Genomic DNA, 13,027 nt, shown 5'->3' with positions numbered 1-13,027 from the left:
ACCACATTTTCTGCTTGAACGCACAAGGAGCTTGCATGAAGCGCAGCCTGACCCTGTTGGCCGTGGTGGTTGCCGTGGCCGCTGGCGCCGGTTACTGGTATGTGCAGGGCAAACTTCCACAGCGCGAGGGCGAGGTGGCTGTTGCCGGCCTGCTGGCGCCGGTCAGCGTGCGCTACGACGCCCGCGGCGTGCCGCACCTGCAAGCGCAGAACGAGCCAGACCTGTACCGCGCCCTGGGCTACGTGCATGCCCAGGACCGGCTGTTCCAGATGGAAATCATGCGCCGCCTGGCCCGCGGCGAGCTGGCTGAAGTGCTGGGTGAAAAGCTGCTGCCCACCGACACATTGTTCCGTAGCCTGCGCATACGCGAGCAGGCCGCGCTGATGGCCAAGCGGCAGGACCCGCAATCGCCGGCCTGGCAAGCCCTGCAAGCCTACCTCGACGGGGTCAACAATTGGCAGGCCAGCCACCCCAAGCCCATGGAATTCGACCTGCTCGGCATTACTCCGCGCCCGTTCACAGCCGAGGACACCCTGAGCATCGCCGGCTACCTGGCCTACAGTTTTGCCGCCGCGTTCCGCACAGAACCTGCGCTGACCTACATCCGCGACCAGCTTGGCCCCGATTACCTGAACATCTTCGACCTCGGCTGGCAGCCCGAGGGGGCGCTGGGAACGCCACTGGGCGCTGCCGACTGGCAAAGCCTGGAAGCCCTTGCCCGCCTCAGCCATGAAGCGCTGGGCGAAGCCGGCATCCCTCAGTTCGAAGGCAGCAATGCCTGGGCGGTGGCCGGCAGCCACACCCGCAGTGGCAAGCCATTGCTGGCTGGCGACCCACACATCAGTTTTGCAGTGCCTGCAGTGTGGTACGAGGCCGAGCTGTCGGCGCCCGGCTTCAACCTGTATGGCTACTTCCAGGCGCTCAACCCGTTCGCCCTGCTCGGCCATAACCACGACTTCGGCTGGAGCCTGACCATGTTCCAGAACGACGATGTAGATCTGGTTGCCGAACGCACCAACCCGGCCGATGCCAACCAGGTCATGGTCGATGGCAAATGGCAGGCGCTGGAGAAGACCGAACAGCAGATCGCGGTCAAAGGCGAAGCACCGGTCACCCTCAGCCTGCGCCGCTCCCCCCATGGCCCGATCGTCAATGACGTGCTGGGCGCCACGGCCGGGCCTACGCCCATCGCCATGTGGTGGGCGTTTCTGGAAACAGAAAACCCGATCCTCGAAGGCTTCTATCAGCTCAACCGCGCCGACACCTTAGGCAAGATGCGCGAAGCTGCGGCCAAGGTCCATGCGCCGGGGCTGAACTTTGTCTGGGCCAATGCCCGAGGCGATATCGGCTGGTGGGCCGCTGCGCAGCTACCCATCCGCCCTGATGGGGTCGACCCGGCGTTCATCCTCGACGGCGCCAGCGCGCAAGCCGACAAGCTCGGCTTCTACCCCTTCAGCGTCAACCCGCAGCAAGAGAACCCGGCGCGTGGCTATACCGTCTCGGCCAACTACCAGCCGCCGGCAGCGGTGCCGATACCGGGCTATTACAACCTGCCCGACCGGGGCCGCCAGCTCGACCGCCAGCTGGCCAACCCTGAGGTGAAATGGGATACCCAGAACAGCCAGGCCTTGCAACTGGACACTGCCAGTGATTACGGCCCGCGCACCCTAGCACCGCTGCTGGCAACCCTGCGCTCGGTGGCCGAAGGTGACGAAGAGAAGGAACTGGTAGAGCAGCTGGCTGCCTGGCGCGGCGACTACCCGCTGGACTCGACCAGCGCCACGCTGTTCAACCAGTTTCTCTACGAACTGGCGTTCGCAGCCCTGCACGACGAACTGGGCGACACCTGGTTCCCGGTGCTGATCAGCACCCGCGCCATCGACGCCGCCCTGCCGCGGCTGGCGGCGGATGCCGATTCGCCCTGGTGGAACACCCGGGGTGGCAACCAGCGCACTGGCCGAACGGAGGTGGTGCGCACGGCGTGGCAGAGCAGCCTGAAACACCTGCGCGATACCCTGGGCAGCGACCCGGCCAGCTGGCAGTGGGGCAAGGCCCATACCCTGACCCACAACCATCCGCTGGGGGTGAAAAAGCCACTGAACCTGCTGTTCAACGTTGGGCCGTTTGCTGCGCCGGGTACTCATGAGGTACCGAACAACCTTTCGGCGAAGATCGGCCCGGCACCCTGGCCGGTGACCTACGGGCCGTCGACGCGGCGGCTGATCGACTTTGCCGATGCCGGGCAGGCGCTGACCAGCAACCCGGTTGGGCAGAGTGGCGTGCCGTTTGACCGCCATTACGCGGACCAGGCCGAAGGGTATGTGCAGGGGCAGTATCAAAAGGCACAGATGGGGGTGATACCGGCGCAGAGTACCTTGCGATTGGTGCCTGGCGGGTGACCGAGGGGGCTACTGCGCAGCCCCCGGCAATTTCGAATACCCTACACCCCTCCCAGCCGAGACCCCATCCCATGCAAAGAAACTTCATCGAAATCGACGGCGCACGCATGAGCTACATCGACCAGGGCAAGGGCTTCCCGGTCCTGCTCGGCCACAGCTACCTGTGGTCTGCCGAGATGTGGCAGCCGCAGATCGACGCCCTGTCACAACACTTCCGCGTCATCGTGCCGGAACTGTGGGGCCACGGCGGCTCCGATGCCCCGCCCGCCACCACCACCGACATGAGCGCCCTGGCGCGCCAGCACCTGGCACTGCTGGACGCACTGGACATTGGTCAATGTCATCTGGTCGGCCTGTCGGTCGGCGGCATGTGGGGCGCACAGCTGGCCCTGGAAAACCCGGGGCGAATTGACCGCCTGGTACTGATGGACACCTACCTCGGCGCAGAGCCCGAGGCGACCCGGCTCAAGTACTTCAGCCTGCTCGACACGGCCAGCGCAGCGGGACTGTTCCCGGAGCCGTTGCTGGATATCGTCGTACCGATCTTCTTCCATGCTGGCGGGCAGACGGTGCCAGAGGTCCGTGACGGCTTCCGGGCAGCACTGAAGGCAAGCAGTGCCGAGGTGATCCGGGACAGTCTCGATCCGATGGGGCGGGTGATTTTTGGCAGGCCCGACTTGCTGTCGCGGCTGGGTGAGCTGGCCAGTGAGCGGACCATCGTGATCTGTGGCGATCAGGACATTCCCCGGCCGCCGGAAGAGTCGAATGAAATGGCGCGGATCATTGGCTGCCTGGCGGCGCAGATCCCGTTTGCGGGGCATATCTCCAGCCTGGAGAACCCGCGAGTGGTGAATGAGTTTCTGTTGAACTGGTTACCGCGTAACGCTTGAAATTGCCGGGGCTGCTTTGCAGCCCATCGCCGGCAAGCCCCACATTGATCGGCGTATGCAGGACCTTGTGGGAGCGGGCGTGCCCGCGAAACAGGCGCCGCGGTGGATGGCACCGGCTCTGCCGGTGTTCGCGGGCACGCCCGCTCCCACAGGAGCCTGCGGCCAGATACAAAAACGCCGACACATATGCGTCGGCGTTTTTTCATCACTGCAAGCGCATCAGAACGCCGGCAGCACCGCACCCTGGTACTTCTTGGCAATGAATTCCTTCACTTCAGGGCTGGTCAGGGCCTTGGCCAGCTTCTGGATGGCTTCGCTGTCCTTGTTGTCCGGGCGGGCAACCAGGAAGTTCACGTACGGCGAGTCGGCACCTTCGATCACCAGCGCGTCCTTGGCCGGGTTCAGGCCGGCTTCCAGGGCGTAGTTGGTGTTGATCATGTCCAGGTCGACCTGGTCCAGCACACGCGGCAGCATGGCCGACTCAAGCTCGCGGAACTTCAGCTTCTTCGGGTTCTCGGCAATGTCCTTGGGCGTGGCCAGGGCGTTTTTCGGGTCTTTCAGGGTGATCAGGCCAGCTTTCTGCAGCAGGATCAGGGCGCGGCCGCTGTTGCTGCCTTCGTTAGGGATGGCAACGGTGGCGCCTTCCTTCAGCTCGGACAGGTTCTTGATCTTCTTCGAGTAACCACCGAACGGCTCGACGTGCACACCAATCACGGTTTCCAGGTGGGTGCCCTTGCCTTCGTTGAAGCTCTTCAGGTACGGCAGGGTCTGGAAGTAGTTGGCGTCCAGGCGCTTCTGGTCAACCTGCACGTTCGGCTGCACGTAGTCGGTGAAGACCTTGATCTGCAGGTCCACGCCTTCTTTGGCCAGGGTCGGCTTGATCAGCTCGAGGATTTCGGCGTGCGGTACCGGGGTAGCGGCAACCACCAGTTTCTCGGCGGCGGCGGCCAGGCCGGAGAACGACAGGGCAGCGGCCAGGGCAGTGGTCAGCAGGGTCTTCTTCATGGTGGTCCTTGTTCTGGATCTGGGCCATCGACGATGGCGAATCAGTTGCCCAACCGGTTCACCAGCGGGCGTGAGGCGGACAATACCTACAATTTTTATTCCGTAACAATATCTTTTACTTAGTTGCTTATTCCAAAAACAAATTGCCATCAGTCATTTTGCTTATGAGCAATGTCTAGCGCGCGGTGTTGAGCAGGTCGAGGTCCTCTGGCTGGATCTCTTCGCCGTCATTCACCAGCAAGGCAAAGTGGATGACGTTCTCCAGTTCCCGGGTATTACCAGGCCAGAAATGCGCTTCCAGTACCTTCTGCGCCGCCTCGCTCACCAGCGGCACTGGCCGCTGCAGCCGGACGCTGTAGATGCCCACGAAGTACTCGGCCAGCGGCAGAATGTCGCCCGGCCGCTCGCGCAGCGGCGGCAGTTCCAGCGCACCCTCACGCAGGTACTGGTACAGGCGTTCGTTGAAGCGCCCCGCTTGTACCACCCGCGCCAGGTCGATGCTGGTCGCGGCCACCAGCCGCACATCCACCGGCTGTGGCTGCTGCGCGCCCACCCGGGTCACCTCGCGGTTTTCCAGGGCCGCCAGCAGCTTGCCCTGGATGGCCTGCGGCAAGTCGGCAATCTCGTCCAGGTACAGCGTGCCGCCGTTGGCCGAACCGAACCAGCCGGCGCGGCTGCTGGCCGTACCGCCATGGCTGCCGGCGCTGTAGCCGAACAGTTCGGCATCGGCGTAGGTGGGGCTGATGGCCGCGCAGTTGACCGACACGAACAACCCGCCACGGTCGCTGGCACGGTGGATTTGCCGGGCCAGCAACTCCTTGCCGGTGCCGGTCTCGCCACGGATCAGCACAGGCAAGGGTTGCGGCGCCAGGCGCTCAAGGTCCTCACGCAATTGCTGCGAACGCGGGTCGATGAACACCAAGGCCTTGGCGCGGATGCTCAGCGGGCTCTTGTCCAGCTCGGGGAAGGTCAGCAGAGGCTGGCCAAACGGGTTTTGAAACGTCATGACGAACTCCCGCCCCAGGCCTGCTCAGGCCGGGCGTCAGGTAAACGGAAAACAGCAAGGGCTGTCAGGCGCGACGCAGTGCGCGCTGCTCAACCCGGCTCTGCAAGCGGTACAGGTAGGCGAAGCCTTGTTCCCAGCGCTCATGGCCGGACTTGACGTTGATGTGCCCGGCATTGCTCAGCAGCCCTGCCTCGGCGCCCCATGCCTGGGCCAGGTACAGCGCCCGTGGCACGTTCACGGCCGGGTCGTTGTCCGAGCTGACCACCTGGCTGGGGAACGGCAAGGCGTCGGTCGGGATCGGCGCGAAGTTGCGCAAGGCAGGCGCGCAGGTGGGCCGCTCGACATCCGCTGGCGCCACCAACAGCGCACCACGCACGCGTCGCAGCAAAGCCGGGCTGGCCTGCGCGGCCCAGTGGGCGACGGTGATGCAGCCCAGGCTGTGGGCAATCAGGATCACCGGCGAGCGCTCGGCGGCAATTGCCTGCTCCAGCGCCTGCACCCAGTCCTGCCGTTGCGGGGTCAGCCAGTCAGCCTGCTCGACCCTGGCACTGTTGGGCAGCGTGCGCTGCCAGTGACTTTGCCAATGGTTGTCTGGCGATCCTTGCCAGCCCGGCACAATCAGGTAGCGAATCGACTCATTGCGCATGGGGACGCCTCCAGTAAGTTTGCGTGCTTGGAGACCAGTATAGGGAGGGAGTTATATTCGTAAAGGAATAAGAAGCTATTTATTAATAACCAAAATCAACATCCTGAGCGCTACGCGGTCCCTGTGGGAGCGGGCAAGCCCGCGAAGCAGGCGACGCGGTGGATGGCACCGGCTCTGCCGGTGTTCGCGGGCGCGCCCGCTCCCACAGGTATCGCGCAGGCATAAAAAAAGGGCCAACCCCTGCCAAGAGATGTGGCCCACAAGCACTTGCCTGAAGAGGGTTGATGCGGCTCAGCGCGCGGTAATCACCGCCAGCTTGCTGATCCCCGCACGTTCGATTGCGGCCATGGCCCGCGCCACTTCGCCGTAGTTCACGCCATCGTCGGCCTGCAACTGCACGCGCACGTCTGCGTCCTTGTCCTTGGCGGCCTTGAGGCTGGTTTCCAGCAGATCGGGCTGGATCTGGTCCTTGTTGATGAACAGCTTGCCTTCACCGTCGATACTGACCACCAGTGGGTCCTTCTGCTCCACCGGGGCCACGGCCTCGGTCTTGGGCAGGTTGATGGGGATGGCGTTGGTCAGCAGCGGCGCGGTGACGATGAACACCACCAGCAGCACCAACATGACATCCACCAACGGCGTGACGTTGATTTCACTGAGGACTTCGTCGCTGTCCTGGGTCGAAAAGGCCATGTCAGGACGCCTCCTTCACCGGCTGGGTGAAACCGGCCTGGGCCTTTTGCACGGCCGGGTGCACCAGCACGCGGAAGGCACTCTTCTGCGCCAGGCTGTAGAAGTCGTGGGCGAAGTCATCGAGGTCGGCAGCGGTCAGCTTGAGGCGGCGCAGGAAGTAGTTGTAGACCAGCACCGCCGGCACGGCGACGGCAATACCCACACCGGTTGCCACCAAGGCCGCACCGATTGGCCCGGCGACGGTTTCCAGGCTGGCAGAGCCGGCTGCGCTGATGCCCTTGAGCGCTTCCATGATGCCCCATACGGTGCCGAAAAGGCCGATGAAGGGCGAGGTGCTGCCGATACTGGCGACCACTGCCAGGCCGGTTTCCAGCGAGCGGCGTTCACGCACGATCTGCTGGCGCAGGGCGCGTTCCAGGCGGTCCTGGTGGTTGATGGCATGGCTCAGGTCGTTGGCCTGGGTGTCACCTACGGCAATCGCGGCGTACCCAGACTGGGCAACGCGGGCAGCCGGGCCGGGCAGTTCGTGGCTGAGCTCGGCGGCCGAGTCCAGGCTGGAGGCCGCCCAGAACTGCTGGTGGAAGCGCTTGTCCTGATTCTTCAGCCGCACAAACTGCGCGACCTTGACCAGGGCCAGGCCCCAGGTGACGACAGAGAAACCAACCAGCAGCCAGATGACTGCGCTTTCAACGGATTCGAGGGGGGATGCCAGCAGGCTCATGATGATGTCTTCCTGTGTTCTGCGAAAAAGTTAGCGAAGCTTGAAATCGATCGGCACGCTGACCCAGCCGGTCTGGGCCACGTCGCCCTGCTTGGCGGGCACGAAGCTCCAGCGCTTGACCGCGGCCAGCGCGGCGGCGTCGAGGGCATCACGGCCGCTGCTCTTCTGGACCTGGATCTGCCCTGGCTTGCCACTGGGCAGCACCTCTACGCGCAACAGCACGGTGCCCTCCCAACCACGGCGCTGGGCCATCTGCGGGTATTCCGGCGCCGGGTTCTTCAGGTACGCGGCGTTGGCCGATGCCGGGGTTATCGGGGCCGGCGCCGGTGGTGCTGGCGCAGGCGGCGCCGGGGCGGCCACCGGTGCTGGTGGCGGCGCTTCGACCGGCTTGGGCTGTGGCTTTGGCGCTTGCTTGACTACCGGCTTGGGCACGGGCTTCGGCTTGGGTTTGGGCTTGGCGGCCAGCTCATCGACTACCGGCGGTGGTGGCGGTGGCTCGACTACCGGCGGCGCGGGCGCTGGTGGCGGCGGCTCGACCACAGGCGGGGCAGGCGCGGCGAACTCGATGGTCATGGGCGGCACCTGTGGCGGTACTACCGGCAGCGCGGGTGTGGGTGCCTGGCTGACCCAGTACGCGGCAGCGCCATGCAGGGCCAGCACCAGCAGGCCCAACACCAGCTTGTCGCGGCGCTTGAGCCCGCTGACCGGCGTGCGTTGCAGGCGCAGCTGGCCCAGTGGCAGGCGAAGCGTGCGTCCAAGCTCGACCAGGTCACCCGGGGCCGGGCGCCATGGCTGGTCGTAGGCCCGAACGGCCGACTGGACATTACCCATTGATCAAACTCCTGGGGTCTCGATTCAGGTGTGTGGCTGAATCATCGGGGGCAGGGGCTTATCTCTTAAAGTAATGTTTAAAATTATGGTTAGAACTTTAGTGAATATTGTTTTTGCTGGGTCATGCCAAGGCCGCGGATTTCGCGGGCTGTGGCTTGGGGGCCTTAAGGCGATGCATTGTGGGCATGCAAAATATTCGCGTAAGGCATGCAATTGCCGCGAGGGCTGCGCCCTCGATCGCCGGCAAGCCAGCTCCCACAGGTACTGCACATGGCCCGCAGTCGATGCAATCCATGTGGGAGCTGGCTTGCCGGCGATGGGCTGCAAAGCAGCCCCGGCAATTTCACAGGCATAAAAAAGCCCGGGACCAACCCCGGGCTTTTCGTCAGCAAAGGCGTCAGATATCCGCCACCTTCTGCCAGACCTTAGGCCGGAAGAACAACGTCTCCCCTCGCGCCAACCCGGTCAGGCTGTCATGGTCCTTGACCACCTCGGCCTCGATCAGATCGCTCTGCCCTTCCACCTTCAAGGTCACCCGTGTGGTCGCACCCAACGGCCGAATGTCACGCACCTCGGCCGCATGGTGGCCTTCGGTCTCATGCCGCGACAGCGACACTTCATGCGGGCGGAACAGCACGTGGTGCCCTTCGCTCAAGGCCAGGCGGTTGGAATCACCGAGGAAGTGGTAGACGAAATCGTTGGCCGGCTGCTCGTATACCTCGCCCGGCGAGCCGATCTGCTCGATCACGCCCTTGTTCATCACCACGATGCGGTCAGCCACTTCCATGGCTTCTTCCTGGTCGTGGGTCACGAACACCGAGGTCAGGTTGATGTCCTCGTGCAACCGCGCCAGCCAGCGGCGCAGCTCTTTACGCACCTTGGCATCCAGTGCACCGAACGGCTCGTCCAGCAGCAATACCTTGGGCTCCACTGCCAGTGCCCGGGCCAGGGCAATCCGCTGGCGCTGGCCACCAGACAACTGCTCGGGGTAGCGGTCGGACAACCAGTCCAGCTGCACCATGTTCAGCAGCTCATGCACCTTTTCGGCAATCTTGCTTTCGCTCGGGCGCTCGCCCTTGGGCTTCATGCGCAGGCCGAAGGCGACGTTGTCGAACACACTCATGTGGCGGAACAACGCATAGTGCTGGAACACGAAGCCGACGTTGCGGTCGCGCACGTCATGGCCGGACACGTCCTCGCCGTGGAACACGATGTTGCCCTGGTCCGGGGTTTCCAGGCCGGCAATGATGCGCAGCAATGTGGTCTTGCCGCAGCCGGACGGCCCCAACAGGGCCACCAGCTCGCCGCTGTTGATGTCCAGGTTGATGTTGTTCAGGGCCTGGAAGCTGTTGAAGCGCTTGCTGACATTACGAACTTCGATCGACATGAATCATTCCTCCGCGGCGCTGTGGCGCAGGCGGTTAATACGGTTCTCGCTCCACTGCTTGAGCAGCAGGATGAAGAGCGCCAGGATCAGCAACAGGCTGGCCACGCTGAAGGCCGCGACGTGGTTGTACTCGTTGTAGAGGATCTCTACGTGCAGCGGCAAGGTGTTGGTCACGCCACGGATGTGGCCGGACACCACCGACACTGCGCCAAACTCGCCCATGGCCCGCGCGGTACACAGCACCACGCCATAGATCAGGCCCCATTTGATGTTCGGCAGGGTCACGTGCCAGAACATCTGCCAGCCGTTGGCGCCGAGCAGGCGTGCGGCCTCCTCTTCTTGCGTGCCCTGCTCCTGCATCAGCGGGATCAGCTCACGGGCCACGAACGGCACGGTGACGAAGATGGTTGCCAGGACGATGCCCGGCAGGGCGAACACGATCTGGATGTCGTGGTCCTGCAGCCACGGCCCGAACAGGCCTTGCGCGCCGAACATCAGCACGTAGACCAGGCCGGCGATAACCGGCGAGACCGAGAACGGCAGGTCGATCAGGGTGACCAGGATACTCTTGCCACGGAAGGTGTACTTGCTTACGCACCAAGCGGCGCTGACGCCGAACACGAGGTTAAGCGGCACCGAAATGACCACGGCGAGCAAGGTGAGCTTCAGTGCCGACAATGCATCGGGCTCGAAGATCGCCTCGAAGAAAGTACCAAAACCGTTCTTCAGTGCCTGCGACACCACGATCACCAGTGGCAGCAGCAGGAACAGGGCGAACACCAGCCAGCCGAGGCCGATCAGGATACGCCGCGAAGTAGCATTGCCACGGCGGGCAGCGTTGGCAGCCGCGCTTGCACTCAGGGATGAACTGGACATGCCGGCCTCCTTCAAGGGGTTTCGATGCGGCGCTGCAGCAAGTTGATCAGCAGCAGCAAGATGAAGGAAACCACCAGCATCAGCACGCCGATGGCAGTGGCGCCGGTGTAGTCGTACTGGTCGAGCTTGACCATGATCAGCAGCGGCAGGATCTCGGTCTTCATCGGCATGTTGCCGGCAATGAAGATCACCGAACCATACTCGCCGACGCCGCGGGCGAAGGCCAGGGCAAAGCCGGTGAGCCAGGCTGGCAACAGGGCCGGTGCCAGGATATGGCGGAACACCTGCAGAGGTTTCGCGCCCAGGCAGGCGGCGGCCTCTTCCACTTCACGCGGGATATCGGCCAACACCGGCTGCACCGTGCGCACCACGAACGGCAAGGTGACAAAGGTCAGCGCCAGGGTGATGCCCAGCGGGGTATAGGCGATCTTGAAGCCCAGGTCGGTAGCGAACTGGCCGACCCAGCCCTGGGGCGCGTACAGGGCGGTCAGGGCGATACCGGCAACGGCGGTGGGCAGGGCGAACGGCAGGTCGATCATCGCGTCGATGACCTTGCGCCCGGGGAAGGTGTAGCGCACCAGCACCCAGGCCAGCAGGGTGCCGATCACACCGTTGATGATGGCGGCGAACAGGGCGGTGCCAAAACTCAGCTTGAGCGCGGCGATCACCCGCGGCGCTCTGATGATGTTCCAGAACTGCTCGAAGGTAAGCTGCGAGGCATGGATGAACATGGCCGCCAGCGGTATCAGCACGATCAGGCTGAGGTACACCAAGGTGTAGCCCAGCGTCAGCCCGAAGCCGGGTATGACGGGGGAGATGCGACGTGACATAAGTATCCCTGGGTGAATGCACTTGGCCCGGGATCGATCCCGGGCCGGTGCTAGCTTCTGAAATCCCGGGGCTGCTGCGCAGCCCATCGCGACGCAAGGCCGCTCCTACAAGAAGAACGCGTATCCCCTGTAGGAGCGGCCTTGTGTCGCGATGGGCCGCAAAGCGGCCCCGCTTTTCCGTGGCCCTTACTGTGCCTGATAGATCTGGTCGAACACACCGCCATCATTGAAGAATTTCGGTTGTGCAGTCTTCCAGCCACCAAAGTCCTTGTCGATGGTTACCAGGTCGAGTTTCGGGAACTGCTTGCCGAATTCGGCAGCCACTTTCTCGTCACGCGGGCGGTAGAAGTTCTCGGCGGCAATCTTCTGCCCGGCCGGGCTGTACAGGTGCTTGAGGTATTCGGTGGCGATCTCGGTATTGCCCTTCTTCTCGGCGTTCTTGTCCACCACGGCAACTGGCGGCTCAGCCAGGATCGACAGCGACGGCACGACGATGTCGAACTTGTCGGCGCCACCGTCTTCCTTCAGCGCCAGGAAGGCTTCGTTTTCCCAGGCCAGCAACACGTCGCCCTGGCCGTTGTTGACGAAGGTAATGGTCGAGCCACGGGCGCCGGTATCCAGCACCGGTACGTGCTTGAACAGCTCCTGTACGTATTCCTTTGCCTTGTCTTCGCTACCGCCGGTCTTCAGGCCGTAGGCCCAGGCGGCCAGGAAGTTCCAGCGGGCACCGCCGGAGGTTTTCGGGTTGGGGGTGATCACCGAGACGTCTTTCTTGATCAGGTCGCCCCAGTCCTTGATGCCTTTCGGGTTGCCCTTGCGCACCAGGAACACGATGGTCGAGGTATATGGGGTGCTGGCGTCCGGCAGGCGGGTCTGCCAGTTGTCCGGCAGGGTCTTGCCGAGCTTGGCGATTTCGTCGATGTCGCCGGCCAGGGCCAGGGTCACCACGTCGGCGCGCAGGCCGTCGATCACCGCGCGGCCCTGCTTGCCCGAGCCGCCGTGGGATTGCTGGATCTTCACCTTGTCGCCCGGGTGGGCCTGCTGCCAGTGCTTGATGAACTCGGCGTTGTACTGCTGGTACAGCTCGCGGGTCGGGTCGTAGGACACGTTCAGCAGTTCGTAGTCCTTGGCGATGGCGGAACCGGCAAAAACAGCACTGGCCAGGGCGGCAAGCGCATAACGGCGGATGGACATGGTGAAGCTCCCGATTGGCATTTTTCTAGTTTTGGATGTTGTGGCGCAGATCAGCCGGGCTTGTTGCCGGGCTGTTGCAGGCGGAACTTCTCCTTGCGCTCGATCTGTACGACCTGAGCGTTGTGCACAGTGATCTCCACCGCACCGAAACGCAGGTCGCGCAGCGCGCTCTGGATTTCCCGCAGAATGGTGGCTTCGTCCTGACCGTCGATGCTACGCAGAGATGCACTCATGCTCGTTCTCCTTGGAGTGAGGTGCCGGGCAGGGTTTGAAGGGGATTTGCGCCTGGCTTGAGGGCAATAGTAGTGAGGCGGAGTTATTCTTAAAAATACTGTTTAAGAATGTTTATATAACCAAAATTCAAAGACGATTTTGAAGGCGACAACATGCCTCTGTGGGAGCGGGGGGGGGGGGGGGGGGGGGGGGGGGGGGGGGGGGGGGGGCCGGCGGGGCGGGGGGGCGGGGGGCGGGGGGGGGGGGGGGCGGCGCCCCCCCCCCCGCCCCCCCACGGCAGAAAGACGAGAGGGGAAAAAAAAAATAAAAACAGAG

At 63.6% G+C, this 13,027-nt stretch carries 13 protein-coding genes; 2 read left to right on the top strand and 11 right to left on the bottom strand.

Annotated elements, in window-relative coordinates; translation table 11 throughout:
- Window positions 1-35 precede the first annotated feature (35 nt).
- Window positions 36-2,399: a penicillin acylase family protein gene (locus ACIQUI_RS03715; RefSeq protein ID WP_403195035.1), complete on the top strand. Its 2,364-nt coding sequence runs from the start codon at window positions 36-38 to the stop codon at window positions 2,397-2,399.
- Between the two features lie 71 nt (window positions 2,400-2,470).
- The gene (locus ACIQUI_RS03710) at window positions 2,471-3,289 is read left to right on the top strand and encodes an alpha/beta fold hydrolase (protein WP_403195034.1); all 819 of its coding nucleotides are present in this window, start codon (window positions 2,471-2,473) and stop codon (window positions 3,287-3,289) included.
- Window positions 3,290-3,508: 219 nt separating this feature from the next.
- On the opposite strand, the gene ACIQUI_RS03705 is transcribed toward ACIQUI_RS03710, so the two are convergent.
- The 11 genes from ACIQUI_RS03705 to oscA form a co-directional block, all read right to left on the bottom strand.
- Window positions 3,509-4,294, bottom strand: coding sequence for a MetQ/NlpA family ABC transporter substrate-binding protein (locus ACIQUI_RS03705; protein WP_016502129.1), 786 nt, complete (start codon window positions 4,292-4,294; stop codon window positions 3,509-3,511).
- Between the two features lie 175 nt (window positions 4,295-4,469).
- Window positions 4,470-5,300: a sigma 54-interacting transcriptional regulator gene (locus tag ACIQUI_RS03700; protein ID WP_403195032.1), complete on the bottom strand. Its 831-nt coding sequence runs from the start codon at window positions 5,298-5,300 to the stop codon at window positions 4,470-4,472.
- A gap of 64 nt (window positions 5,301-5,364) precedes the next feature.
- A complete protein-coding gene (locus ACIQUI_RS03695) occupies window positions 5,365-5,946 on the bottom strand; it encodes an alpha/beta hydrolase (RefSeq protein ID WP_403195030.1) in 582 nt (193 codons plus the stop codon).
- Between the two features lie 291 nt (window positions 5,947-6,237).
- A complete protein-coding gene (locus ACIQUI_RS03690) occupies window positions 6,238-6,639 on the bottom strand; it encodes a biopolymer transporter ExbD (protein ID WP_016712576.1) in 402 nt (133 codons plus the stop codon).
- A gap of 1 nt (window position 6,640) precedes the next feature.
- Window positions 6,641-7,360, bottom strand: coding sequence for a MotA/TolQ/ExbB proton channel family protein (locus ACIQUI_RS03685; protein WP_012274720.1), 720 nt, complete (start codon window positions 7,358-7,360; stop codon window positions 6,641-6,643).
- A gap of 30 nt (window positions 7,361-7,390) precedes the next feature.
- Entirely contained in the window at window positions 7,391-8,191 is an 801-nt protein-coding gene (locus ACIQUI_RS03680) for an energy transducer TonB (RefSeq protein ID WP_403195028.1), read from the bottom strand.
- Window positions 8,192-8,588: 397 nt separating this feature from the next.
- On the bottom strand, window positions 8,589-9,578 hold the full coding sequence (locus ACIQUI_RS03675) for a sulfate/molybdate ABC transporter ATP-binding protein (protein WP_403195027.1): 990 nt from the start codon (window positions 9,576-9,578) through the stop codon (window positions 8,589-8,591).
- A gap of 3 nt (window positions 9,579-9,581) precedes the next feature.
- Window positions 9,582-10,454 (bottom strand): sulfate ABC transporter permease subunit CysW, encoded by an 873-nt coding sequence (gene cysW, locus ACIQUI_RS03670; protein ID WP_060498120.1) that lies wholly within the window; start codon window positions 10,452-10,454, stop codon window positions 9,582-9,584.
- An 11-nt stretch (window positions 10,455-10,465) separates the two neighbouring features.
- Window positions 10,466-11,284, bottom strand: coding sequence for a sulfate ABC transporter permease subunit CysT (gene cysT / locus ACIQUI_RS03665; RefSeq protein ID WP_403195025.1), 819 nt, complete (start codon window positions 11,282-11,284; stop codon window positions 10,466-10,468).
- A 186-nt stretch (window positions 11,285-11,470) separates the two neighbouring features.
- Window positions 11,471-12,478 (bottom strand): sulfate ABC transporter substrate-binding protein, encoded by a 1,008-nt coding sequence (locus tag ACIQUI_RS03660; RefSeq protein ID WP_201201216.1) that lies wholly within the window; start codon window positions 12,476-12,478, stop codon window positions 11,471-11,473.
- 50 nt (window positions 12,479-12,528) lie between these two features.
- Complete coding sequence (gene oscA, locus ACIQUI_RS03655) at window positions 12,529-12,711, bottom strand: sulfur starvation response protein OscA (protein WP_003248957.1); 183 nt, start codon at window positions 12,709-12,711, stop codon at window positions 12,529-12,531.
- Between the last annotated feature and the right edge of the window lie 316 nt (window positions 12,712-13,027).

The organism is Pseudomonas sp. NPDC090592, from assembly GCF_044769185.1.
GTDB lineage: Bacteria > Pseudomonadota > Gammaproteobacteria > Pseudomonadales > Pseudomonadaceae > Aquipseudomonas.
The sequence above is the reverse complement of the archived record's forward strand: the minus strand, read 5'-3'. Positions and strand labels throughout refer to the sequence as shown.

Bases quoted from the DNA above. Each gene is read 5' to 3' on its own strand.
- ACIQUI_RS03715 (WP_403195035.1), top strand. From the start codon at position 36: ATGAAGCGCAGCCTGACCCTGTTGGCCGTGGTGGTTGCCGTGGCCGCT.
- ACIQUI_RS03710 (WP_403195034.1), top strand. From the start codon at position 2,471: ATGCAAAGAAACTTCATCGAAATCGACGGCGCACGCATGAGCTACATC.
- ACIQUI_RS03705 (WP_016502129.1), bottom strand. From the start codon at position 4,294: ATGAAGAAGACCCTGCTGACCACTGCCCTGGCCGCTGCCCTGTCGTTC.
- ACIQUI_RS03700 (WP_403195032.1), bottom strand. From the start codon at position 5,300: ATGACGTTTCAAAACCCGTTTGGCCAGCCTCTGCTGACCTTCCCCGAG.
- ACIQUI_RS03695 (WP_403195030.1), bottom strand. From the start codon at position 5,946: ATGCGCAATGAGTCGATTCGCTACCTGATTGTGCCGGGCTGGCAAGGA.
- ACIQUI_RS03690 (WP_016712576.1), bottom strand. From the start codon at position 6,639: ATGGCCTTTTCGACCCAGGACAGCGACGAAGTCCTCAGTGAAATCAAC.
- ACIQUI_RS03685 (WP_012274720.1), bottom strand. From the start codon at position 7,360: ATGAGCCTGCTGGCATCCCCCCTCGAATCCGTTGAAAGCGCAGTCATC.
- ACIQUI_RS03680 (WP_403195028.1), bottom strand. From the start codon at position 8,191: ATGGGTAATGTCCAGTCGGCCGTTCGGGCCTACGACCAGCCATGGCGC.
- ACIQUI_RS03675 (WP_403195027.1), bottom strand. From the start codon at position 9,578: ATGTCGATCGAAGTTCGTAATGTCAGCAAGCGCTTCAACAGCTTCCAG.
- cysW (WP_060498120.1), bottom strand. From the start codon at position 10,454: ATGTCCAGTTCATCCCTGAGTGCAAGCGCGGCTGCCAACGCTGCCCGC.
- cysT (WP_403195025.1), bottom strand. From the start codon at position 11,284: ATGTCACGTCGCATCTCCCCCGTCATACCCGGCTTCGGGCTGACGCTG.
- ACIQUI_RS03660 (WP_201201216.1), bottom strand. From the start codon at position 12,478: ATGTCCATCCGCCGTTATGCGCTTGCCGCCCTGGCCAGTGCTGTTTTT.
- oscA (WP_003248957.1), bottom strand. From the start codon at position 12,711: ATGAGTGCATCTCTGCGTAGCATCGACGGTCAGGACGAAGCCACCATT.